This window comes from Mumia sp. ZJ1417, assembly GCF_014127285.1.
GTDB lineage: Bacteria > Actinomycetota > Actinomycetes > Propionibacteriales > Nocardioidaceae > Mumia.
Genome location: NZ_CP059901.1, coordinates 921,271 through 942,255, shown reverse-complemented (window position 1 = coordinate 942,255; position 20,985 = coordinate 921,271). Strand labels below are relative to the sequence as shown.

Genomic DNA, 20,985 nt, shown 5'->3' with positions numbered 1-20,985 from the left:
CGTCACTGACCGAAGCGCCGCTCGCGCTCTGCGTACGAGCGGATGGCGCGCAGGAAGTCGACGCGCCGGAACGCGGGCCACAGGGCCTCGCAGAAGTAGAACTCGCTGTGGACGCTCTGCCACAGGAGGAAGCCGGACAGCCGCTGCTCTCCGGACGTGCGGATCACGAGGTCGGGGTCGGGCTGGCCCTTGGTGTAGAGGTGGTCGGCGATGTGCTCGACGTCGAGGACCTCGGCGACCTCGTCGATCGTGCGGCCCTGCTCGGACTGCTCGCGCAGCAGCGAGCGGACGGCGTCGGCGAGCTCCTGGCGTCCGCCGTACCCGACGCAGAGGTTGACCTCCATGCCGTCGGTGTCGCTGGTCGACGCGACGGCTTCCTGCAGGGAGCCCGCGAGATCGTCGGGGAGGAGGTCGAGGTTGCCGATGAGGCGGACGTGCCAGCGGCGCAACGCGGTCAGCTGGTCGACGAGGTTGCCGATGACACCGAGGAGAGCCCGGATCTCGGGCTCGGGACGCTGCAGGTTGTCGACCGACAGGAGCCAGAGGGTGACGACCTTGACGTCGAGGTCGTCACACCAGCCGAGGAACTCGATGATCTTGTCGGCGCCCGCCTGGTAGCCGGAGGTGACGTCGCCGCCGGCCCCCTTGGCCCATCGCCGGTTGCCGTCGACGATCACGCCGACGTGTGCCGGGACCTGGTCCTGACGCAGGCTGCCGAGCAGCTGTCGCTCATAGACGGAGTAGAGCAGGTCGCGTACCGACACCGATGGTCCTCCCGTGAGGAGTGTTACCTACGCTCGCGTAGGTTCGTTCGTTAAGGTCGTACTTGTGAGTAAGCATGAGGCGTTCCCCCCAGCTTCCTTCGACGTCGGCGATCGTATCCGCGACGTCGTGGTCGAGATCAAGCCTAGACTGCGCGGCTGGCTCCACGCCGCCACCTGGCCACTCGCCCTGGTCGCGTTCGTGGTCCTCCTCGTGCTCGCCCCCGGCGCGAGGTCTAAGACGGGCGTGGCGATCTACATGGCCAGCGCGCTGCTGCTGTTCGGAGTCAGCGCCGTCTACCACGTTGGACGCTGGGGCCCTCGCGCCGAGATGCTGCTCAAGCGCTTCGACCACGCCAACATCTTCTTGCTCATCGCCGGCTCGTACACGCCGTTCGCGCTGATCCTCCTCGCCCCCCACGACGCCACGATTCTGCTCACGCTCGTGTGGGTCGGCGCGATCGGCGGGGTGGCATTCCGGGTGTGCTGGGTGCACGCACCGCGATGGCTCTACACCCCGATCTACGTGCTGCTGGGCTGGGCGGCCCTGTTCTGGCTCGACGAGTTCGCCGCCGCCTCGTCGACCGCGGTCCTCGTGCTGATCATCGTCGGAGGGGGCCTCTACTCACTCGGCGCGGTCGTGTACGGACTGCGTTTCCCCGACCCGTTCCCGCGATGGTTCGGGTTCCACGAGGTGTTCCATACGCTGACGATCGCGGCGTTCATCGTGCACTACGTCGGCATCTCTATCGCCGCGTACACGACCTGAGGCCGACCGCCTAGCCTGGGAGGATGACGCACCCTATCGGCCTGCCCCCTCTACGGCCGCTGACGCGGGCCGACCTCGACTCCATCCCCGACGACGGACACCGGTACGAGCTCATCGACGGCTCGCTCATCGTGACGCCGGCCCCGTCTCCGGAGCACCAGGACGCCGTCCTCGAGCTCACGGTCCTTCTCCGAGCGTCGTGCCCACCGGAGATGAAGGTCTTCGTCTCCCCGCTCGACGTCGTCCTCGCCGAGGACTCGGTGGTGCGACCCGACGTCGTCGTCGCTCATCGCGCCGACGTGGACGGCCGTGTCCTGAACGCGCCACCACTGCTCGCCATCGAGGTGATCTCTCCCAGCACCCGCAGCATCGATCTGCTGCTCAAAAAGTCCCGGTACGAGTTCGCGGGTGCGGCGTCGTACTGGGTGATCGACCCGGAGCCGTACGAGCGGTCGCTGATCTGCTGGGACCTCGTCGACGGCGAGTACGTCGAGGTGGCGCGGGCGGTCGGCGACGAGACCGTCGACCTCACCCGTCCGTTCCCCGTCTCGCTGTCGCCGGCCAGCGTGCTGAGCTGACCCGGCTGACGGTCCGACCTCGCCTACGACGTGAGTGCGGCGGGGTCGGTCACCGGACGCTCGCAGACGAACCCGCGGCACACGTACGCAGCAGGACGTCCGTCGACGAGGTCCTTGGCCTCGAACAGCGGCAGCGGTGTCCCGACCGGAGCGGCGACGACCACCGCGCCGGGCGACGGGAGCGCCAGCGCGGCGCGGTGTAGCGCCGCGGCACCGTCGCCCTCCCCGACCACGGCGATCTCGAGCGGCCCCGCGAGCAGCGCCTCGGCGACGGCGAGCGTCCATCCGGCGAATCGCGGCGACCCGGTGGCCAGCGCGGACGCCGAGCGCACCGCCTCCTCGGCCGCGGACCGATAGCGGCCCTCCCCCGTGATCGCCCCCGCCGACACGAACGCGGCAGCGACCGCCGACGTCCCCGAAGGCGTGGCGTTGTCGGCGAGGTCGCGGGGCCGTACGACCAAGGCCTGCGCATCATCGGCGGTGTCGTAGAAGCCCCTCCCCTCGGCCGGGTCAGCGTCAGGTGCGACCCGGAAGTGCGCGAGCACGACGTCGAGCAGCGCGCGCGCCCGCGTGAGCCACACCGCGTCACCGGTCACCCCGAGGACCGCGAGGTATGCCTCGGCGACACAGCCGTAGTCCTCGAGGACCCCCGCGTTGGCCGACGGGACGCCGTCGCGCGAGGTCCGGACGAGGCGGCCGTCGTCGCCCGTGTGCAAGGTCGCGAGCAGCGTCGCCGCGACGACGGCCGCGTCGGCGTACTCCGGCTCGCCGAGCAGCACCCCCGCCTCGGCGAGGGCGGTGACGGCGAGCCCGTTCCATGCGGCGACGACCTTGTCGTCACGAGCAGGCGCTGTCCGCTCGGCGCGGCGGGCGGTCGCGAGCCGCCCCCGGACATCGGCCCAGCGCGCGAGGTCGTCAGGGTCCTCACGCAGCTGTGCCGTCGACGTCCCGTGCTCGAAGGTCCCGTCCGCCGTGATGCTCAGCAGCTGCGCGGCCCAGGCGCCGTCCGCCTCGCCGACCACGTCGACGAGCTGCGCCGGGGTCCAGACGTAGAACGCCCCTTCGACGCCGTCGGTGTCGGCGTCCAGCGCGGATGCGAACCCGCCCTCGGCCGTCGCGAGGTCGGTGAGGAGGAAGTCAGCTGTCTCCCGCACCACGCGCAGCGCCAGGTCCGAACCGGTCTGGCGCCACAGGTGGAGAGAGACGCGCAGCAGGAGCGCGTTGTCGTACAGCATCTTCTCGAAGTGCGGCACCACCCAACCGGCGTCGACCGAGTAACGCGCGAACCCGCCGCCGAGCTGGTCGTACATCCCGCCGCGCGCCATCGCCTCGACCGTGTGCTCGACCATCGCGAGCGCGTCTGCGGAGCCTGTGCGGGCCGCGTAGCGCAGCAGAAGCTCCAGGCACATCGACGGCGGGAACTTCGGCGCGCCCCCGAAGCCGCCGTTCGCCGCGTCGTACTGGGCGGCGAGACCACGGACGGCGGTGTCCAGGGCGTCGGCGTCGAGCGCGGGCCCGGTGGCATCCTCGAGCGCGCCGAGGTGCCCGACGACGTCGGCACTGATCCGGTCGACGTCGCCGCGCCGTGTCTGCCACACGTCGGCGACGGCCTCGAGCACCTGCCGGAACGCCGGCATCCCGTGCCTCGGCTCGGGTGGGAAGTAGGTGCCGGCGAAGAACGGGTCGCCGGTCGGCGTGAGCACGACCGTCATCGGCCACCCGCCCTGGCCGGTCATCGCGGTGGTCGCCCGCATGTAGACCGCATCGACGTCGGGACGCTCCTCGCGGTCGACCTTGACCGGAACGAAGTGCGCGTTGAGATACGCCGCCGTGTCCACGTCCTCGAACGACTCGTGCGCCATCACGTGACACCAGTGGCACGCGGCGTATCCGACGCTCAGCAGCACCGGGACGTCGCGCTCGGCGGCGAGCGCCAACGCCTCCTCGCCCCACTCGTGCCAGTCGACGGGGTTGTCGGCGTGCTGCAGGAGGTACGGAGACGTGGCGCGGCTGAGTCGGTTGGCCATGCCTCCACCGTAGGACCAGCCCGCTCCTGCACCCCACCCCGGCGAAACGGAGAGAAAAGCCCCCATTTCGGTCATCACACCCATCTCGGATAAATCGTTACGCTCACAGGGAGCGTGTGGCAGTTCGGCCACGCGGTCTCCGCAACCAGAGGAGAACGACATGGCACTCGACACGCTGATCGTCTTCGGCGCCAGCTATGACAACGAGGACGACGCCGTTGCCGACTACGACGCGGTGAAGGCGCTGTACAAAGACGCCGACCTGCTGGACACCTACGACGCGGCGGTGATCTCCAAGCACGAGGACGGCAAGGTCAAGATCGTCAAGAAGCACGAGCAGCCGACTCGCCACGGAGCGTGGGGCGGCCTCGGCATCGGCCTGGTGGGCGGCGCGCTGGTCGCGCTCTTCCCGGCGATCACGATCGGCGGCGCTCTCATCGTCGGGGGCGTGGGCGGAGGCGCTCTCGGCGCGCTCGCCGGCCACGTGACGCGAGGGATGAGCCGCCACGACCTGAAGGAGCTCGGCGAGCTGCTGGACGACGGTCAGAGTGGTCTGGTCGTGGTCGCGGCGACCGACATGGAGTCACGGGTCGAAGGGAACCTGCGTCGCGCCGCCAAGGTCACCAAGAAGGAGCTGCGCGCCGACGAGAAGGCACTCGAGGCAGAGATCGACGAGGCCTCAAAGTCCTGACGATCAGTCCGCGAACGCGAGCCCGCGCGCGCTGAGCTCCTCACCGAGGATGCGCACGGCCTTCGGTCCGACGCCATGGATCGCCAGGAGGTCCTTCGGCGTGACGTCGGTGAGCTGCGCGTACGTGGTGTAGCCGTGCCGCGCCAGCTCACGCCGGGCGGTGCGACCGAGCGCCGTCGGGTACTCGGTCGGGACGGGCGAGTCCTCGGGTGGCATGGATCCTCCTGCGGTCGAAGAACGAGAAGCGTAGCCGGGTCGCGGTCCTGACCGGGCGGGGTGACACCATGCCCGGATGACGAACGTGAAGGGCAAGGGCAAGGGCAAGCAGGCCGGCCGTGAGGTCCGCGACAGCAAGGCGCTCGAGGTCGGGGCGCGCGTGGGGCTCGTCGCGTACGGCATCGTCCATCTCCTGGTCGCGTGGATCGCGCTGCAGGTCGCGTGGGGCGGCACCCAGGAGGATGCGAGCCAATCGGGTGCGCTGGCGATGGTCTCCGAGAGCGGGCCCGGCAAGGCGCTGCTCTGGGTGACCGCTGTCGGCTTCGTGGCCCTGGTGCTGTGGCAGCTGGCGGACGCCGTGTGGGGGTTCCGCGACAAGGACGGCGCCAAGCGCACGTTCAAGCGGGTCTCGGCGGCGGGCAAGGCCGTCCTGTACGGCGCTCTCGCCGTGCTCGCGGCCCGCCAGGCGTCCGGTACGTCGGGTGGCGGCGGCTCGGGTGGCTCGGGCGGCAGCGAGGAGACGCTGACTGCTCGCGTCATGGGAGCACCCGGCGGTCCCTGGATCGTGGCGCTCGTCGGGCTCGCGACGCTCGCTCTCGCCGGCTACCAGGGCTATCGCGGTGTGACGCGGTCGTTCGAGCACGACCTCGACCCGTCGGCGTCGAGCGGGACGAGCGGGTCGGCGATCGTCCGGCTCGGCCAGGTCGGCTACGTCGCCAAGGGGATCGCGCTCGCGATCATCGGGGTGCTCTTCATCCTCGCCGCGATCGACCACGACCCGGACCGTGCAGGTGGCCTCGACGACGCGCTCCGGACCCTGCGCGAGCAGCCGTTCGGGCCGTACCTGCTGACCCTTGTCGCCTTGGGGCTCGCGGCCTTCGGCGCGTACTGCTTCGGCTGGGCGCGCCACGTCAAGCGCCGCTGACCCTAGGCTGCGGGCATGGACTCCAGCGACTGGGACCGCCGCTACGCAGAGCAGCCCCGCCCGTTCGGCGCCGTCCCCAACGCGACGCTCGTCGCTGAGCTCGTCGCGCTGTCGCCAGGGCGAGCCGTGGACCTCGCATGCGGGGACGGCCGGCACGCCGCTTGGCTCGCCACCCGCGGCTGGCAGGTGGAGGCCATCGACTTCTCGCCGGTCGCGATCGCGGACGCCGAGCGTGAGTGGGACGCGACGGGTGACACGGTGCGCTGGCTGGTCGGTGACGCCCTCACGTGGGAGCCGAAAGAACGCGTCGACCTCGTGCTGATCGCCTACCTCCAGACCGATCAGCTGCCGCTGGTGCTCGAGCGTGCACGCACGTGGCTGCGTCCGGCCGGCAGGGTCGTCTACCTCGGCCATGCGCGGGACAACCTCGCGTACGGCGTCGGCGGTCCGCGCTCTCCCGAGGTCCTGCCGACCGTGGCGTCCCTGGCGACCGCGCTCGACGGCATGGAGATGCTGTCGCTGCGTCACGTCGTGCGCGCGACGCCCGCCGGCGACGCATACGACGTCCTCGCGGTCGCGCGCGAGCTGCCCGCCTAGGTCGGACGCTGGACGAGCGCGACCAGCCTGGCCGGCGCCTGGATGCAGTAGGCGTCGACGAGGAGCTCGGAGAGCTCGTCCCAGTCGGTGTCGTCGTCGAGCAGCATCCCCACGACGTTGTCGCCCCACTCCCCGCGGAAGTACGGCGGACCCAGCCGCTCGAACGCCATCAGCTCGCCCGCATCGGCGCGGAAGGTGATGCGGAACAGCCCGTCCTCGCCGCCGAACACATGGGCCACCGTCGCCGAGCCCACGCGCCAGCGCACGCCGACCCACGCGTCCTCCTCGTCGCACGACGGGAGGACGAGGAGGACGGCACGGAGCCGGTCGAGCATCTCGAGAGGAACATCAGGTCTCGCCACGGCACCAGCCTCGCTCACGGCACTGACACGCGCCCGAGCGCGCCGGGCGCACGACCGCAGGGGTCCAGCTAGATTGAGCGCGTGCACGACACTGCGGCCCGCACCGGCGGGATGAGCGTCCGGGTCTGGTTCGGCGTCCTGGCAGTGCTGGGGACATGGGCGACGGTCGGGCAGGCCGTCACCGTCGTCACCGAGGGACGCAGCCTCGTCAACTTCTTCTCGTACTTCACGATCGAGTCGAACATCCTCGTCCTCGTCGCCGCCGTCGTCATCGCCCTGCGGGGCAAGATCGCCGGCTGGTGGCAGCCGGTCTACCTCGCGGGCCTCGTCGGCATCGTCATCACGGGCGCCGTCTACCACCTGCTGCTCGCGGGCCAGCAGACGCTGCACGGGGTCGAGGCGTGGTACGACCTCGTGCTCCACACCCTGGTGCCGGTCGGCTCGGTGGTCGGGTTCTTCCTGCTGAGGCCCCGCCTCGAGCGGCGTGCGTGGTGGTTCCTGGCCTGGCCGGTCGCATGGGTCGTCTACACGCTGGTACGCGGCGCCGTCTCGGACCCGCGCTTCGTCGGGCCGGAGGGCGAGCCACCGCTCCCCGTCCCGTACGACTTCCTCGACGCGGCTGCCGTCGGGTGGGGCCAGGTGGTCGTGACGCTCTCGCTCATCGCGGTGCTCGCGGTCGTGATCGCCGCGGCGGCGATGGCGGGCGGACGCCGGCTCGGGCGCTGAGCCCGTCGCTCAGGCGTCGTCGTTCGGCGGCTGCGCCGACCGACGGGGCCGCTCGGTAGCCTTCTCGTCGAAGTCGACCTTCTTCATCTGGTGCGCCATGCTGCGCATCAGGAAGAAGAGCCCCACGCACAGCCCGAGGATGATCAGGAGCGCGACCCAGCCTGCGGGCTTGAAGTTGATCTGCTCGGCGGCGGCGAGCACGGCGGTGGACATATCACCAGCGTACGCCCGCCGGGCCGCCGCCCGGTCAGCGCAGTCCGGCGAACAGGTCGTCCTCGGGGGTCGTGGTCTCGACGAACGAGCGCACCAGCTGGTAGTCCTCGGTGGGCCAGGCCTCGGCGCGCACCTCCAGCGGAACGGCGAACCAGTGCCCGTCGGGGTCGATCTGGGTCGCGTGGGCGCGCAGGGCGTCGTCGGCGACGCCGAAGTAGTCGGCGCACGGCACCCGCGTGGTGAGCATGGCCTCCTCCTCGGCGGGGTCGACCTTCCAGTCCTTCATGCGCTCCGCGTAGATCGGCTCGAGACCGTGCCGTACCAGCGCGCTATCGACGGCCTCGGCACGCACACGCGTGAAGCCGCGGTGGTAATAGAGCTTCTGGGGCTGCCACGGCTCGCCGAGCTCCGGGTACGCGTCCGGATCACCGGCCTTCTCGAACGCGTAGACGCTGACCTTGTGGCACATGATGTGGTCGGGGTGAGGGTAGCCGCCGTTCTCGTCGTACGTGGTGACGACGTGCGGGCGGAACGAGCGCATCAGCGCGATCAGCGGCTTCGCGGCCTCCTCGACCGGGACCAGCGCGAAGCAGCCCTCGGGCAGCGGCGGCGGCGGATCGCCCTCGGGCCAGCCCGAGTCGACGAACCCGAGCCAGTCCTGCTTGATCCCGAGGATCTCGCGGGCGCGGTCCATCTCCTCGCGACGGATCTCACCGATCAGCTCGGGGTTGTCGATGATCCCGGGGTGGTCGAAGCTCGGGTTGAGGATCGACCCGCGCTCACCCCCCGTACAAGTCGCGACGTGGACGTCGACCCCCTCTGCGACGTACTTCGCCGTCGATGCGGCGCCTTTGCTCGACTCGTCGTCGGGATGCGCGTGCACGTGCATCAGGCGCAGCTTCTCCGCCACAGCAGGACTCCTCCGGTCGATCGCGTGGTCCACTCGGTCACAATGGTGTCATGCCCACCACCCAGCCCGACCTGACCGCCAGCCGGTACGGACGTCGCAGCAAGGGTCTGAGTCGCCGGACGTGGACGGTGATCGCCGTCGTCGGCGTCACGCTCGGCGTGATCGCGGCATGGTTCGTCGCGCAGTACCAGACCGAGGACAGCTTCCAGGCCGACGTGGTGGCCTTCGACGTGCTCTCCGACCACGAGACGTCGGTGACCCTCCGGGTGTTCCACTCCTCGGGCAAGCCGGCCGAGTGCGACGTCGCCGCCCAGGCGCAGGACAAGTCGTACGTCGGCGAGAAGACGATCACGATCCCCCGTACCACGACCGGCAACACCGCCACCACCGACGTGGTCAGCACGGAGCGGCGTGCCGTCACCGTCGTCATCCAGGAGTGCCGCCTCACCTCCTGAGGCACGTCACGCCTTGGCCCAGGGCCGCAGAATTGCTAGGCTCGTGGTTTCCGGCCCCAGGCGTGATGTCTGGGGTTTGTTACATCCGAGGAGCTATCCCCATGACGACGAGCAACGAAGAGAACACGATCTGGCTGACCCAGGAGGCGTACGACCGTCTGCGGGCCGAGCTGGACCATCTTCGCGGACCTGCTCGTGCGGAGATCGCCACCAAGATCGCCGAGGCGCGCGACGAGGGCGACCTCCGTGAGAACGGGGGCTACCACGCCGCTCGCGAGGAGCAGGGCAAGTCCGAGGCCCGCATCCGCCAGCTCGAGGACATGCTGCGCCGCGCCGAGGTGGGCGAGCAGCCCGCCGACGACGGGCTGGTCGAGCCCGGGATGGTCGTGACCATCATGTTCGCCGGCGACGACGACACCGAGACTTTCTTGCTCGGCTCGCGCGAGATGCTCGGCCTGGACGCGTCGGTCGACATCGAGGTCTACTCCCCGCAGTCGCCGCTGGGCGCCGCGATCAACGGCAAGAAGGCCGGTGACACCGCCACGTACGCCGCACCCAACGGGCGCGACGTGACCGTCAAGATCGTCGACGCCAAGCCGTACGTCGCCTGACAAGGCGCTGTTGGTCGAGCCAACGCCGCTGTTGGTCGAGCCAACGCCGCCGTTGGTCGAGCCTGTCGAGACCTGTGCCCGTCGCCCTCCGGGGCGGCGGGCGCTGGCATGTCCGGGACGTCACGTGTAGGTGATGACGTACCCGTGGTCGCGCAGCATCTGCTCCACCGCGAACCGGTGCTCCGGACCGCGCGTCTCCACGCTCAGCGTCACCTCGACCTCGTCGATGGCGAGGGTCGAGCCGGTGCGCTCATGGACGACGTCGAGGACGCTGACCTGCATCTCGGCGAGGATCCTCAGGAGCTCGTCGAGGGAACCCGGGCGGTCGGAGATCCGGACCCGGAAAGACAGGAAGCGGCCGGCTGCCGCCAGGCCGTGGCGGACGACGTTCATGAGGAGCAGCGGATCGATGTTGCCGCCGCTGAGGACGCTGACGACGGGACCGGGGTCGTCGGCGAAGACGTCGGGATGCTCCAGCAGCGCGGCGACGCCGGCGGCACCTGCCGGCTCCACGACGAGCTTGGCGCGTTCGAGGAGCATGAGGAGCGCCTGGCTGAGCGACTCCTCCGTGACGGTGACGACGCGGTCCACGTAGCGGGCGATCTCCTCGTACGGGACGTCGCCGGGCCGCGACACCGCGATGCCGTCGGCCATCGTGCGCTGTGCGTCCACGGACACCGGTCGGCCCGCGCGCAACGACTGCGGGTATGGCGCGACCCGCTCGGACTGCACCCCGATGACCCGGATGCTCGGGTTGATCGCCCGTGCGGCGAGCGCGACCCCCGCGACGAGCCCACCCCCACCCACCGGGATGACGATCGTCGTGGCGTCGGGGACCTGCTCGAGGACCTCGAGCCCCAGCGTCCCCTGTCCGGCGACGATGTCGGGATGGTCGAACGGGTGGATGAGCACGGCACCGACGCGCTCGGCATAGGCGTGCGCCGCCACGAGCGCGGACTCGACCGACGTGCCGGCGAGCTCGATCCTCGCCCCGTACTCGCGGGTCGCCGCAAGCTTGGGCAACGGCGCGCCCTCGGGCATGAAGACGGTCGCGGTGGTCCCGAGCAGCGAGGCGGCGAGGGCGACACCTTGCGCATGGTTGCCGGCGCTGGCCGCGACGACGCCGTGTGCCCGCTCCTCGGCGGAGAGCCGTGCGATGCGGACGTAGGCACCGCGGATCTTGAACGACCCGGCGCGTTGGAGGTTCTCGCACTTGAGCACGACCTGTCGACCGATCAGCGCACTGAGCGCACGCGAAGGCTCGACGGGGGTGCGGACAGCGACGCCGGCGAGCAGCTTCTCGGCAGCGCGCACGTCGTCCAGGGTGACCGGCATGCCACCAGCCTAAGCATGAAAGCCGCAGCGAGGTGGCCCGCACTCGACCTAGCGTCGAGAGGATGGTGAGGGGGACACCACGATGACACGAGCAGGACCGACAACCACCGAGAGACTTCACCGAGGGACGGGCGCTGCCGCCGCCGTCGTTCTCGCCGCCGGGGCGCTGACCGCCGCGAGTGCGACGCCCGCCGCCGACGACCTCGACCACAGCCCGCTCCGCACGCTGGCGGGCGCCCGTACGGGCCTGAGCGAGGCGATGGGGGTCGCCAGGGACGGCGCAGGCAACCTGTACGTCGCGAACCAGGTCGGCTGGGTCACCGTCTACGGCCCGAACGGCAACGGCGACGTGACCCCGACACGGAGGATCCAGGGCTCCGCGACGGGGCTCGGGGCGCCGTGCGGGGTGACGGTCGACGCGGCGGGGCAGATCTACGTGAGCGATCGTGGCGCCAGCCCCGCGATCAGGGTCTTTGCCCCTGATGCCAACGGCAACGTCACCCCGGCCCGTACGATCACGTCGCCCGCGCTGACACAGCCGTGCGACCTCGAGCTCGGGCCTGGCGGCACGCTGTACGTCGCCAACGAGCACGCCCCGGACGCCGTCCTCGTGTTCGCCGCGAGCGCGAACGACAAGACCACTCCCACCCGTGTGATCCAGGGAAATCTCACCAAGCTCGACAGTCCTGTCGGCCTCGCGTTCGACGCGCGGGGCGACCTGCTCGTGGCGAACTTCTCGGGCGACAGCGTGACGGCGTACGCCGCGACCGCCAACGGCAACGCGGCGCCTCGGCGGACGCTGACCGGGGCGACGACGCGACTGGACGGCCCCTCGGACCTCGAGGTCGACCGGCGCGGATTCGTCTACGTCGCGAACCAGCTCAGCCCCGCGGTGCAGGTCTTCGCAGCCGGGGCCGACGCGAGCACGGCGCCTGCGCGGTCGCTCCAGGGTGCGAACACCGGCCTCGGAACCGCGCCGCCGCGGGGACTAGCCGTCGCGAGCGACCACTCGATCGCCGTCGGCCAGTGGGTCGCGAACAAGGTGTCGGTCTATCGCGCGGTGATCGCGCCGCCCGCGGCACCCAAGCCGCCCGCCACACCGAAGCCACGGATCACCGTGCCGGGCAAGGTCCGCGCGCTCACCGTCACTGGCGCCCGCAAGGCGAAGAAGCGCACGATCCGGTGGAAGGCCCCGGCGTCGAACGGTGGTGCCGCGATCACGCGCTACCGGCTCGTCATCAAGAAGGGCAGCCGCACGCTGGTGACGAAGGCTCCGGGCGCGGGCAAGCGCTCGTACACCGTCAAGCGCTCCAAGCTGCGCAACGGCAAGAACAAGGTGTCCGTCCGCGCAGTGAACGCCAAGGGGTCGAGTGCCTGGGCGCACAAGACGTTCGTCGTACGGAAGTAGCTAGTCGGGCGTCGGTGGCGCGAGACCAGCCTCTCGCGCCTCGCGGGCTGCCTCCGCACGCTCGGCGAGGTGGCGCACGATCGCGTTGACACAGGCGACGATCGGCACGGCGAGGAGCGCGCCGACGATCCCGGCGACGGTGACGCCGGCGGCGATCGCGAGGATGATCGCCAGCGGGTGGAGCTGGACGAGGTGGCCCATCAAGAAAGGCTGCAGGATGTGCGCCTCGATCTGCTGCACGGCGACGACGCCGGCGAGCATGAACAGCGCCACCCACGGGCCCTGAGCCACCAGCGCGACGAGGACGGCGACGAGCCCCGAGACAAAAGCGCCGACGATCGGGATGAACGCGCCGAGGAACACCAGCGTCGCGATCGCCAGCACCAGCGGCACCCCCAGCAGCCACGCGACGAGCGCGATGCCGACGGCGTCGACGAGCGCGACCAGCACGGTCGCGCGGACGAACGCGGTGAGCGACCACCAGGCGACCCGGCCGGAGCGGTCGGCGTGCTCGCGGGCGTTGCGCGGGAAGAGCCGGACGACCCAGTCCCAGATGCGCCCACCCTGGTAGAGGAAGAAGTACGTCGCGAAGAGCACGATGAAGAACCCAGCGAGCACGTGCGTCACGGTGGTTCCGAGCTGGGTGACCCGGTCGACGATCCCCGTCCCGCTGCTCCCCCACTCCTCGATGGTCTTGGTGGCCCGGTCGATCCAGGAGTTGAGCTGCGCGTCGCTGAGCCCGAGTGGACCGGTGCGGGCCCAGTCCTGGATCTCCTGCAGCCCGTCGACGACCTTCGTGCGCAGGTCGTCGAACTGCGTGGAGACCTGCTGACCGACGAGGGTGAGCATGCCGACGACGGCGCCGATCCCGAAGATCATCACCATCAACGTCGCGAGCGCCCGAGGAAGGTGCAGGGCCTCGATCCGGTCGACGAACGGACGGACCAGGGCAGAGACGAGGATCGCGATGGCGATCGGCACGGTGAGGCTGGAGAAGTAGCCCAGCAGCCACATCACGCCCAGACCCGCCGCGGCGATGACGATGAGCCGCCACCCCCAGGAAGCCGCCAGCGAGATCCCGTACGGGACGTTGGGCGGGGTCCCGTCCCCCGGGGAGGGCGGCGCCGGGGCGGCGTACGGGCTGAGGGTCGGGACGGGATCTCCGAGGACGCCGGTGCGTTCGTCGAGGAGCGTGAGGTCGCGGCGTGCGGTCGCGCGCATGCGCTCGACGAGCTCGTCCAGACGCTGGCGTCGCGACCTCGCGCGCTCCGCTGCCTCCTCGGTCACTCCCTCGTCAGGCGCGGCGTCGCCGGGAGCCGCGTCCTCGGGAGCCGCGCCCTCGGGCGCCCCGTCCTCGCTCATCGGCCGAGCCGCTCGAATGCGCGCTCGAGGTCGGCGACCAGGTCGTCGGCACTCTCGATGCCGACGCTGACGCGGACGAGGTCGGCCGGCACCTCGAGCGGAGAGCCTGCCGCAGAAGCGTGGGTCATGCGGCCGGGATGCTCGATCAGCGACTCGACACCGCCGAGCGATTCAGCGAGCGTGAAGAGCTCGGTGTGCTCGACGACGTCGAGGGCTGCCCGCTCACCGGCGGCCATCTGGAAGGACACCATCCCGCCGAACCGCTTCATCTGACGTGCGGCGACGGCGTGACCCGGGTGCTCCGCGAGGCCCGGGTAGATCACGTGCGAGACCTCCGGACGGCTCTGCAGGAAGGCGACGATCCGCTCGGCGTTGTCGCTGTGACGCTCCATCCGCAGCGCGAGGGTCTTGAGCCCCCGCAGCACGAGCCACGAGTCGAACGGGCCCGCAACGGCGCCCATGGAGTTCTGGTGGAAGGCGATCGGCTCCGCGAGCGTCTCGTCGCGGGCGATCAGGGCGCCGCCGACGACGTCGGAGTGGCCGCCCGCGTACTTGGTCGTCGAGTGCACCACGAGGTCGGCGCCGTGGGCGAGAGGCTGCTGCAGGTACGAGGAGGCGAAGGTGTTGTCGACGACCAGCAGCGCGCCGGCCTCGTGCGCGACCTCGGCGAGCGCCTCGATGTCGGCGATCCCGAGCAGCGGGTTGGTCGGCGTCTCGACCCACACGATGCGTGTCTCGCCGGGCGTGACCGCCGCACGGACCGCCTCGACGTCGGCGATCGGCACCGGGTCGTACCGCAGGCCCCAGCGCGACTCGACCTTGTCGAACAGCCGGTACGTCCCGCCGTATGCGTCATCGGGGATCACCACGTGGTCGCCGGGTTTGGTGAGCGCCCGCAGGAGGGTGTCCTCGGCGGCGAGCCCGCTCGCGAACGCGAACCCGCGGGCGCCTCCCTCGAGCGAGGCGAGGCACTCCTCGAGCGCCGTCCTCGTAGGGTTCGCGCTCCGCGAGTACTCATAGCCTTCGCGGAGCCCGCCGACCCCGTCCTGCTTGTAGGTGCTGGTCGCGTAGATGGCCGGCACGACCGCCCCAGTGCGGGGGTCAGGCTCCTGACCTGCGTGGATCGCACGCGTCTCGAATCCGAAGTCACTCACACCCGCGAGCGTAACGGTCGCGCCCTCAGCCTGCCTTCACGGAGGCGGGCCGACGCGCGGCAACCGCCAGATCAGGGAAGTCGGAGAACACACCGTCAAGCCCGAGCCGGTAGAACGTCCGCAGCTCAGCGTCGAGGTCGCCGTGCGCGTTCGGGTCGGTGCCGTCGCGGTGATCGGCGGGAAGGAACTGGTTCTCCGCGCGGAACGTCCACGCATAGACGTCGAGCCCCGCCCGATGCGCATCGCGGACAACGGTCGTCGGGGTAGTCAGCGCCCCGGTCGCGTCGCGCGGGATGAGGACGGTCTTCTCCGCGCTGAGGACGTCGGCGTACCCTGCCATCGCCTTGAGACCTGCTGGGGTCACCATGTCCACGTACGTCGTCGGGTCACCGCTGACGACGTGGTCGTACGGACGCCCGCTCGGGTTGACGTTCTGGGCGAGCGGGACGCGCACCCGCTTGGCGAGGGTCTTGAGGTTCGCGGTCTCGAACGACTGGACGGTGACCGGCGACCAGCGGTGGTCGAGCCCACGGCGCTTCAGCGTGCGGACGAGCGGATCCTCGAGGTTCTTGCCGATCGACTGGAAGTACGTGGGGTGCTTGGTCTCAGGTGCGACGCCGATGACCCGTCCGCGACGGATGCTCTCGCGCTTCGCCAGGTCGAGAACCTCTTCGAAGGTCGGCACCTCGAAGCGGCCGTCGTACGCGGTGTTGCCGGGGCGCACGAGCGGGAGGCGCTCCTTGGCCCTCAGGGTCTTGAGCTCGGCCAGCGTGAGGTCCTCGGTGAACCACCCCGTCACCGCGCGTCCGTCGATCGTCTTGGTCGTCCGGCGGTCGGCGAACTCCGGGTGCTCGGCGACGTCGGTGGTGCCGCCGATCTCGTTCTCGTGGCGGGCGACGAGGACCTTGTCCTGGGTGATGACGAGGTCCGGCTCGATCACGTCCGCGCCCTGGCGGATCGCCAGCGCGTAGGCAGCGAGCGTGTGCTCCGGGCGATAGCCGGAGGCGCCGCGGTGCGCGATGACGATCGGGTCGGCGGGTCTGTGGCGCGCCGAGTTCGAGGTGGCGTGTCCGTCGGCGGACGCCGCGGGTGCGGCGGACACGAACAAGGGCCCCGCCACCGCAGCGGTGAGGGCGGTGATGAGGATGCTGCGCAAAGGTTTCATATGACGATCGCAGCGGTGGCAGGTGGCCGGAGGCCGTCACCCGGAAGTGGGGCATGTGAACGGTGCGCGAACCTCCGTGGGCGGACCACGTGGAGCCCCGCCGCTCGAGCGTGTCGAGACCCCCGTCCCCTCACCGCTGCCCGGCGAGCTGCTGGTCCAGGTCGAGGCGTGCGGGGTGTGCCGGACGGATCTGCACGTCACCGAAGGCGACCTTCCGGTCCATCGTGACCATGTCGTCCCGGGTCACGAGGTCGTCGGCCGGTGGTCGCGGACGGTACCCGTACCCGCTCGACCGCGCGCTCGAGGCCCTTCGGGATCTGAAGGCCGGACGTTTCGACGGCGCGGCGGTGCTCGTGCCGTACCGCGACGACTCAGGTGCGCGAGACCTCGAGGAGTCGTCTCAGGTGGTTCTCGAGCACCGACGGAGGAGCGGCGCCTGGCGGGGGCGGTGAGACGTACTTGTGGCCGGTCGGTGTCGTCCACATGCGGACGCCGTCGTGATCGGTGTCGACGCGCCACCGGCGGGTCTGCTTGAGGAGGTTGTCCGAGCGGCAGAGCCCTTGGGCGTTGGCTCGCGTCGTCGCGCCCCCCGCGGCGTACGGGGTGACGTGGTCGATCTCGCGGGTACGGCACTCGCACCACGGGCGGGCGCAGTAGTCGTCGGCCGCGCGCACCATCCGCGCGACCACCTCGGGGAAGCGGCGCCGCCGCGGGTCGACGTCGGTGATCTGGTGGCCGTCGTCAGCGGTGAAGAACCGGCGTACCCACGAGCGCCCCGACGTCGCCAACCCCCGCGCCAGCTCGCCCGGGACCGGCCCGTAGCCCTGCAGCACGCCGAAGCGTCGTCGGCGCCGAACAGCGTCTCGGGCCGCATCAGGACACCGACCTCGACGTCCACCGCGGCGCCGCCCGACGTCACGCCATTGCCGCTGAGCGCCTCGAGCGCCAGATCGCACGCAAGCTGCGCGATCGTCCGCAGGTCGCCGTCGCTGCGACGAGCGGAGGCCCCGGCGTCGAGCCGGTGCCACACCCCCACCAGCTGCTCGGCGGGCGCGTAGATCGACAGCATCGCCATCGCATCCAGCTCGGGCCGCAGGTGAACGTGGCGTTCCTCGCGAGCCCGTACCGTGCGCTCGTACGCCGCGTGCGGCTCGTGGTCGAGGACCAGCCGGCGCGCAGCGGCCGCGGCACGCTTGGGCCCCAGCTCGCGCAGCTGCGGCGCGAGCTCACGGTCGACCTCCGCACGCGTCGACGGATCGAGAGAGACCGTCTCGCGACACACGGCCGCGACCACCGCCTGGTTGACCTCGCCGTCACGCAGGAGCGCGTGCGCCTCGGGGTGGTCCTCGAGGTCACGGGCGAGCCGGTAGGTGGTCTCGCCGGCGGTCGCCGACGCCTGACGCGCCATCGCGATCTCGGCGAACAACGACCGGCACAGGTCGTGCTCGGTCATCGACGAGCCGACCACCTCACGCCGGCGACGATCGAGCGCCGTCATGGCGTCGGCCTGCATGCCCTGGCCGATGCGGACGACCGCCTCGCACAACGCCACAGCCACGATCTCCCCCGCACCTGCCGCGACGACCTCGTCATCGAGCCCGTCCAACGTCGAGGCAGCATCGCTCACCGCCTCTCCCACCCGCTCAAGGAGAGCCGCGAGCAAACCGTGCGTCGCGTTGTCGCTCATGAGTTCGATTATACTGTGGTGCGGGTGTGGCGCGCCACGACTTTCCCCAGCTTTCGCCGGGAACACCGACAGGGGCGCCATGGTTGTACGTGGCGGACCCGAGGAGGAATCTGATGTTCTCGTTCAAGACGCACCTCATCTCCGCCGACCAGGCGCTGCCCGGTCGCGAGACCCGCCCCTTCACCGTCGGTGACCAGCACCTCGTGCTGGGGACGCCGATCGTCACCGATCCGCCCGAGGGCTTCGAGGTCGCGGTGTTCGGGCTGGGCTGCTTCTGGGGTGAGGAGCAGACGTTCTGGCAGGTGCCCGGCGTGTGGTCGACGTCGGTCGGCTACGCGGGCGGCTTCACCCAGAACCCCACGTACGAGGAGGTGTGCAGCGGGCGCACCGGCCATGCCGAGGTGGTCCGCGTGATCTACGACCCCGCCAAGGTCTCGTACGACGACCTGCTCAAGGTCTTCTGGGAGAACCACGACCCGACCCAGGGCATGCGCCAGGGCAACGACCGTGGCACCCAGTACCGGTCGGTGATCTTCACGACGACGCCGCAGCAGCAGGAGCAGGCCGAGGCGTCGCGCGCCGCATACCAGAAGCGGATGAGCGCCCGCGGCTACGGCGAGATCACCACGGCGATCGCTCCGCTCGGCGACTACTGGTACGCCGAGGACTACCACCAGCAGTACCTCGTGAAGAACCCGTTCGGCTACTGCCCGAACCACTCCACGGGCGTCTCGTACGCGACGAGCTGACACCCCGCTGCTGAACGCCTAACGCTCGGGGCCTCGCACGCCACGGTCATCCAGGCTCCGGAGGAACCTCCGGATCTCGTGGGTGACGGCGTCCGGGGCCTCGACCATGCTCACGTGCCCGACCCCCGGCAGCACGACCAGCTGCGAGCCGGGGATCCCTGCATGCAGGGCGTCCGCAACGGCGCGTGGAGCTCGGACGTCCTGCTCCCCGTGCAGCAGCAGCGTCGGGACGTCGACCCGCGGCAGCACGTCACGCAGGTCCGCCTCGGCCGATGCCAGCGACATCGCCCTGAACCCGTCAGGGCTGAACGCCCGCACGCTCGCGGTGAACTCCGCGACGGCGTCCGGAGGCGCGGATCGGGAGAACATCGACCCCGTCATCGCGTCAGCGAAGTCCTCCGGAGAACGCTCCGCGAGCTCCAGACACGTGCGCAGCCTCGCCTCGACCTCCTCCGCCGGCAGCGATCCCGTCCATCCTGCGTACCCACCGGCCATCACGAGCGACCGCACGATGCCTGGGTGGCGCTGGAAGGCCGACAGCTCGAGGATCGCGCCGAACGAGATCCCGCCGAGATGCGCTCGCTCGATGCCGAGCACCCGGAGGAACGCGGCCAGGCAGTCGGCGTAGTCGGTGATGCGGAACCACTCCGGCGGGTCCGACGACCGGCCCGCGCCGGGGGCGTCCCAGAGGATCACCGTGCACTCGTCGGCGAGGGCGTCGGCCTGCCTGCCCCAGGTCGAGCGGCCGTCGCCGACGAACCCCTGCGTCAGGACCAGCTCCGGCCCACGACCCACCCTCTCGTAGGCGATCCGTAGTCCCTCGACCTCGACCTGCGCCATGACTGCCCACCCCAACACTGCTCTCCGTACCCCTCCAGAGTCGCACGAGGCACACTGGAGCCATGCGGATCACGCCCGTACGGACGGTCGTCGCCGCGCTCGCCCTGACGGCGACCGCGGCCTGCACCGCGGAGCGTACGGACAACGAGGCGGACCAGTCCCCCGCGACGTCGGCGGGCACCTCGTCACCGACCACGCCGCCCGCGACCAGCCCGCCGACCACGGCCTCCCCGACGACACCGATGCCGACCGCAACCAGTCCCGTCTCCCTCCCCGCCCTGATGGCCAAGGAGTACGACGGCCGTGCCCTGCGCCTGCGCCGCGTGCTCGCCCGCACAGACGCGTACGTCCGCCACGCCGTCACCTACCGCAGCGGCGACCTGCGGATCTCCGGCATCCTCAACGTCCCTCGCGGCAAGGGCCCGTTCCCGGTGGCGATCCTGGCCCACGGCTACATCGACCCCGCGATCTACACGACCGGGCGCGGGATGATGCGCGAGCAGGACTACCTGGCGCGTGAAGGATTCGCGGTGCTGCACGTGGACTACCGCAACCACGCCGGCTCCGACGACGACCCGGAGGCCGAGCGCGACCTGCGGCTGGGCTACACCGAGGACGTGATCAACGCCGTCCTCGCCGTGCGTCGCTCCGACGACCCGCGCCTCGACGGCGACCGCGTCGGGCTCGTCGGGCGGTCGATGGGCAGCGGCGTCGTCCAGAACGTGCTCGTGACGCAGCCCGGGCTGGTCGACGGGGGCGTCGTGTTCGCGTCGGTCAGCAGCAGCACGGTCGACAACTACGAGCGGTGGATCGAGAACGACCGGCCCGAGGTCGCCCAGTCGATCGTCCGCGCCCACGGGTCGCCCGAGGACAACCCGGAGCTCTGGGCGCAGGCCTCACCTCGGACGTACGTCGGCCGCGCGACCGAGCCGCTGCTCATGCTCCACGGCACCGTCGACGACACCTGCCCCCCGCGATGGGCCCGGCGGACGGCGGCGGCGTTCGAGGAGGCGGGCAAGGACGTCCGGCTCGTCTGGTACGAGGGTGAGGGCCACACGTTCGGTCCGCAGTGGCCCGCGTCGATGCGCGAGACCGTACGGTTCCTGCGGCGCCAGCTGTGAGCGCTCAGCCGGCCATCGAGGCGTAGCGCTTCGCCGCGCGCGCCTTGGCCTTCTCGGCCTCGACCTCGCGGTCCTTGGGAGGCGCGTTGGCAACCAGGTCGTCGAGCAGGTGCTGGGTGAGATGGGCGATCTCGTGCACGGCACGGTCGAACGCCTCGGCGTTGGCCTGGGACGGCTTGGTCATCCCGCTGACCTTGCGCACGTACTGGAGGGCTGCCGCCTCGATCTCTTCGTCGGTCGCGTGCGGCTCAAAGTTGTGAAGGGTCCTGATGTTGCGGCACATGCCTTCACGCTACGCCCTCCGGCGGGTCGTTTCAGGGGCT

General features: G+C 70.7%; 25 protein-coding genes and 1 pseudogene. 13 read left to right on the top strand and 13 right to left on the bottom strand.

Translation table 11 applies throughout. The features are described 5' to 3' along the window. Window positions 1-2: 2 nt before the first annotated feature. On the bottom strand, window positions 3-764 hold the full coding sequence (locus tag H4N58_RS04525; RefSeq protein WP_167001814.1) for an isoprenyl transferase: 762 nt from the start codon (window positions 762-764) through the stop codon (window positions 3-5). Between the two features lie 64 nt (window positions 765-828). Here H4N58_RS04525 and H4N58_RS04520 point away from each other — a divergent pair, with 64 nt between their 5' ends. Continuing rightward, complete coding sequence (locus tag H4N58_RS04520; RefSeq protein WP_208322273.1) at window positions 829-1,530, top strand: hemolysin III family protein; 702 nt, start codon at window positions 829-831, stop codon at window positions 1,528-1,530. 23 nt (window positions 1,531-1,553) lie between these two features. After that, the gene (locus H4N58_RS04515; RefSeq protein WP_167001812.1) at window positions 1,554-2,108 is read left to right on the top strand and encodes a Uma2 family endonuclease; all 555 of its coding nucleotides are present in this window, start codon (window positions 1,554-1,556) and stop codon (window positions 2,106-2,108) included. 23 nt (window positions 2,109-2,131) lie between these two features. Here H4N58_RS04515 and H4N58_RS04510 read toward each other — a convergent pair whose 3' ends face one another. Continuing rightward, window positions 2,132-4,135, bottom strand: a complete 2,004-nt coding sequence (locus tag H4N58_RS04510) for a thioredoxin domain-containing protein (protein WP_167001810.1) — start codon at window positions 4,133-4,135, stop codon at window positions 2,132-2,134. Window positions 4,136-4,295: 160 nt separating this feature from the next. Between H4N58_RS04510 and H4N58_RS04505 the strand changes: the two genes are divergently transcribed. Beyond that, complete coding sequence (locus tag H4N58_RS04505; protein ID WP_167248874.1) at window positions 4,296-4,826, top strand: DUF1269 domain-containing protein; 531 nt, start codon at window positions 4,296-4,298, stop codon at window positions 4,824-4,826. A gap of 3 nt (window positions 4,827-4,829) precedes the next feature. Here H4N58_RS04505 and H4N58_RS04500 read toward each other — a convergent pair whose 3' ends face one another. Continuing rightward, the gene (locus tag H4N58_RS04500; RefSeq protein ID WP_167001806.1) at window positions 4,830-5,042 is read right to left on the bottom strand and encodes a hypothetical protein; all 213 of its coding nucleotides are present in this window, start codon (window positions 5,040-5,042) and stop codon (window positions 4,830-4,832) included. 76 nt (window positions 5,043-5,118) lie between these two features. Between H4N58_RS04500 and H4N58_RS04495 the strand changes: the two genes are divergently transcribed. Further along, complete coding sequence (locus tag H4N58_RS04495) at window positions 5,119-5,967, top strand: DUF1206 domain-containing protein (RefSeq protein WP_167248876.1); 849 nt, start codon at window positions 5,119-5,121, stop codon at window positions 5,965-5,967. 15 nt (window positions 5,968-5,982) lie between these two features. Continuing rightward, window positions 5,983-6,564, top strand: coding sequence for a trans-aconitate 2-methyltransferase (locus H4N58_RS04490; protein WP_167001802.1), 582 nt, complete (start codon window positions 5,983-5,985; stop codon window positions 6,562-6,564). Here the strand turns inward: H4N58_RS04490 and H4N58_RS04485 are convergent. Further along, on the bottom strand, window positions 6,561-6,926 hold the full coding sequence (locus H4N58_RS04485) for an MmcQ/YjbR family DNA-binding protein (RefSeq protein ID WP_243842893.1): 366 nt from the start codon (window positions 6,924-6,926) through the stop codon (window positions 6,561-6,563). The genes H4N58_RS04490 and H4N58_RS04485 overlap by 4 nt on opposite strands. Window positions 6,927-7,007: 81 nt before the next feature. Between H4N58_RS04485 and H4N58_RS04480 the strand changes: the two genes are divergently transcribed. Next, window positions 7,008-7,652: a Pr6Pr family membrane protein gene (locus H4N58_RS04480; protein ID WP_167248878.1), complete on the top strand. Its 645-nt coding sequence runs from the start codon at window positions 7,008-7,010 to the stop codon at window positions 7,650-7,652. Window positions 7,653-7,661: 9 nt separating this feature from the next. Here H4N58_RS04480 and H4N58_RS04475 read toward each other — a convergent pair whose 3' ends face one another. After that, window positions 7,662-7,865, bottom strand: a complete 204-nt coding sequence (locus tag H4N58_RS04475; RefSeq protein WP_167001798.1) for a hypothetical protein — start codon at window positions 7,863-7,865, stop codon at window positions 7,662-7,664. Between the two features lie 34 nt (window positions 7,866-7,899). Next, entirely contained in the window at window positions 7,900-8,754 is an 855-nt protein-coding gene (gene mca / locus H4N58_RS04470) for a mycothiol conjugate amidase Mca (protein WP_182397179.1), read from the bottom strand. A 71-nt stretch (window positions 8,755-8,825) separates the two neighbouring features. Here mca and H4N58_RS04465 point away from each other — a divergent pair, with 71 nt between their 5' ends. Continuing rightward, on the top strand, window positions 8,826-9,230 hold the full coding sequence (locus H4N58_RS04465; RefSeq protein WP_167001794.1) for a DUF4307 domain-containing protein: 405 nt from the start codon (window positions 8,826-8,828) through the stop codon (window positions 9,228-9,230). 101 nt (window positions 9,231-9,331) lie between these two features. Then, window positions 9,332-9,841: a transcription elongation factor GreA gene (gene greA / locus H4N58_RS04460; RefSeq protein WP_167001793.1), complete on the top strand. Its 510-nt coding sequence runs from the start codon at window positions 9,332-9,334 to the stop codon at window positions 9,839-9,841. Window positions 9,842-9,961: 120 nt separating this feature from the next. Here greA and ilvA read toward each other — a convergent pair whose 3' ends face one another. Further along, window positions 9,962-11,176, bottom strand: a complete 1,215-nt coding sequence (ilvA, locus tag H4N58_RS04455; RefSeq protein ID WP_167248880.1) for a threonine ammonia-lyase — start codon at window positions 11,174-11,176, stop codon at window positions 9,962-9,964. Between the two features lie 82 nt (window positions 11,177-11,258). Between ilvA and H4N58_RS04450 the strand changes: the two genes are divergently transcribed. Continuing rightward, complete coding sequence (locus H4N58_RS04450) at window positions 11,259-12,584, top strand: beta-propeller fold lactonase family protein (RefSeq protein WP_167248882.1); 1,326 nt, start codon at window positions 11,259-11,261, stop codon at window positions 12,582-12,584. On the opposite strand, the gene H4N58_RS04445 is transcribed toward H4N58_RS04450, so the two are convergent. From H4N58_RS04445 to H4N58_RS04435, 3 genes are read right to left on the bottom strand one after another with little or no spacing between them, the layout of a single operon-like run. Continuing rightward, on the bottom strand, window positions 12,585-13,946 hold the full coding sequence (locus H4N58_RS04445; RefSeq protein WP_243842892.1) for an AI-2E family transporter: 1,362 nt from the start codon (window positions 13,944-13,946) through the stop codon (window positions 12,585-12,587). Further along, window positions 13,943-15,100, bottom strand: coding sequence for a cystathionine gamma-synthase (locus H4N58_RS04440; RefSeq protein ID WP_167001787.1), 1,158 nt, complete (start codon window positions 15,098-15,100; stop codon window positions 13,943-13,945). Before H4N58_RS04440 ends, H4N58_RS04445 begins: the two co-directional genes overlap by 4 nt. Window positions 15,101-15,125: 25 nt before the next feature. Continuing rightward, on the bottom strand, window positions 15,126-16,265 hold the full coding sequence (locus tag H4N58_RS04435; RefSeq protein WP_167248884.1) for a glycerophosphodiester phosphodiesterase: 1,140 nt from the start codon (window positions 16,263-16,265) through the stop codon (window positions 15,126-15,128). 22 nt (window positions 16,266-16,287) lie between these two features. On the opposite strand from H4N58_RS04435, the pseudogene H4N58_RS20895 reads away from it, so the two are divergent. Beyond that, window positions 16,288-16,470 (top strand): annotated as a pseudogene (locus H4N58_RS20895) (hypothetical protein); the annotation flags it as partial. A gap of 166 nt (window positions 16,471-16,636) precedes the next feature. On the opposite strand, the gene H4N58_RS20890 reads toward H4N58_RS20895, so the two are convergent. After that, entirely contained in the window at window positions 16,637-16,942 is a 306-nt protein-coding gene (locus H4N58_RS20890; RefSeq protein WP_370465466.1) for an HNH endonuclease signature motif containing protein, read from the bottom strand. Between the two features lie 425 nt (window positions 16,943-17,367). On the opposite strand from H4N58_RS20890, the gene H4N58_RS20885 reads away from it, so the two are divergent. Beyond that, a complete protein-coding gene (locus H4N58_RS20885) occupies window positions 17,368-18,066 on the top strand; it encodes a hypothetical protein (protein WP_182397142.1) in 699 nt (232 codons plus the stop codon). After that, window positions 18,066-18,701, top strand: coding sequence for a peptide-methionine (S)-S-oxide reductase MsrA (gene msrA / locus H4N58_RS04415; RefSeq protein ID WP_167001779.1), 636 nt, complete (start codon window positions 18,066-18,068; stop codon window positions 18,699-18,701). The genes H4N58_RS20885 and msrA overlap by 1 nt, the downstream gene beginning before the upstream one ends. 18 nt (window positions 18,702-18,719) lie before the next feature. Here msrA and H4N58_RS04410 read toward each other — a convergent pair whose 3' ends face one another. Continuing rightward, window positions 18,720-19,541, bottom strand: coding sequence for an alpha/beta fold hydrolase (locus H4N58_RS04410; RefSeq protein WP_167001777.1), 822 nt, complete (start codon window positions 19,539-19,541; stop codon window positions 18,720-18,722). A 62-nt stretch (window positions 19,542-19,603) separates the two neighbouring features. Here H4N58_RS04410 and H4N58_RS04405 point away from each other — a divergent pair, with 62 nt between their 5' ends. Beyond that, entirely contained in the window at window positions 19,604-20,662 is a 1,059-nt protein-coding gene (locus H4N58_RS04405; RefSeq protein WP_167248890.1) for a S9 family peptidase, read from the top strand. Between the two features lie 4 nt (window positions 20,663-20,666). Here the strand turns inward: H4N58_RS04405 and H4N58_RS04400 are convergent, their stop codons facing one another. After that, entirely contained in the window at window positions 20,667-20,945 is a 279-nt protein-coding gene (locus H4N58_RS04400) for a DUF2277 domain-containing protein (RefSeq protein WP_167001775.1), read from the bottom strand. Window positions 20,946-20,985: the final 40 nt, after the last annotated feature.

Bases quoted from the DNA above. Each gene is read 5' to 3' on its own strand.
- H4N58_RS04515 (WP_167001812.1), top strand. From the start codon at position 1,554: ATGACGCACCCTATCGGCCTGCCCCCTCTACGGCCGCTGACGCGGGCC.
- H4N58_RS04510 (WP_167001810.1), bottom strand. From the start codon at position 4,135: ATGGCCAACCGACTCAGCCGCGCCACGTCTCCGTACCTCCTGCAGCAC.
- H4N58_RS04505 (WP_167248874.1), top strand. From the start codon at position 4,296: ATGGCACTCGACACGCTGATCGTCTTCGGCGCCAGCTATGACAACGAG.
- H4N58_RS04500 (WP_167001806.1), bottom strand. From the start codon at position 5,042: ATGCCACCCGAGGACTCGCCCGTCCCGACCGAGTACCCGACGGCGCTC.
- H4N58_RS04495 (WP_167248876.1), top strand. From the start codon at position 5,119: ATGACGAACGTGAAGGGCAAGGGCAAGGGCAAGCAGGCCGGCCGTGAG.
- H4N58_RS04490 (WP_167001802.1), top strand. From the start codon at position 5,983: ATGGACTCCAGCGACTGGGACCGCCGCTACGCAGAGCAGCCCCGCCCG.
- H4N58_RS04475 (WP_167001798.1), bottom strand. From the start codon at position 7,865: ATGTCCACCGCCGTGCTCGCCGCCGCCGAGCAGATCAACTTCAAGCCC.
- mca (WP_182397179.1), bottom strand. From the start codon at position 8,754: ATGCACGTGCACGCGCATCCCGACGACGAGTCGAGCAAAGGCGCCGCA.
- H4N58_RS04465 (WP_167001794.1), top strand. From the start codon at position 8,826: ATGCCCACCACCCAGCCCGACCTGACCGCCAGCCGGTACGGACGTCGC.
- greA (WP_167001793.1), top strand. From the start codon at position 9,332: ATGACGACGAGCAACGAAGAGAACACGATCTGGCTGACCCAGGAGGCG.
- ilvA (WP_167248880.1), bottom strand. From the start codon at position 11,176: ATGCCGGTCACCCTGGACGACGTGCGCGCTGCCGAGAAGCTGCTCGCC.
- H4N58_RS04450 (WP_167248882.1), top strand. From the start codon at position 11,259: ATGACACGAGCAGGACCGACAACCACCGAGAGACTTCACCGAGGGACG.
- H4N58_RS04445 (WP_243842892.1), bottom strand. From the start codon at position 13,946: ATGAGCGAGGACGGGGCGCCCGAGGGCGCGGCTCCCGAGGACGCGGCT.
- H4N58_RS04435 (WP_167248884.1), bottom strand. From the start codon at position 16,265: ATGAAACCTTTGCGCAGCATCCTCATCACCGCCCTCACCGCTGCGGTG.
- H4N58_RS20890 (WP_370465466.1), bottom strand. From the start codon at position 16,942: ATGGTGCGCGCGGCCGACGACTACTGCGCCCGCCCGTGGTGCGAGTGC.
- msrA (WP_167001779.1), top strand. From the start codon at position 18,066: ATGTTCTCGTTCAAGACGCACCTCATCTCCGCCGACCAGGCGCTGCCC.
- H4N58_RS04410 (WP_167001777.1), bottom strand. From the start codon at position 19,541: ATGGCGCAGGTCGAGGTCGAGGGACTACGGATCGCCTACGAGAGGGTG.
- H4N58_RS04405 (WP_167248890.1), top strand. From the start codon at position 19,604: ATGCGGATCACGCCCGTACGGACGGTCGTCGCCGCGCTCGCCCTGACG.
- H4N58_RS04400 (WP_167001775.1), bottom strand. From the start codon at position 20,945: ATGTGCCGCAACATCAGGACCCTTCACAACTTTGAGCCGCACGCGACC.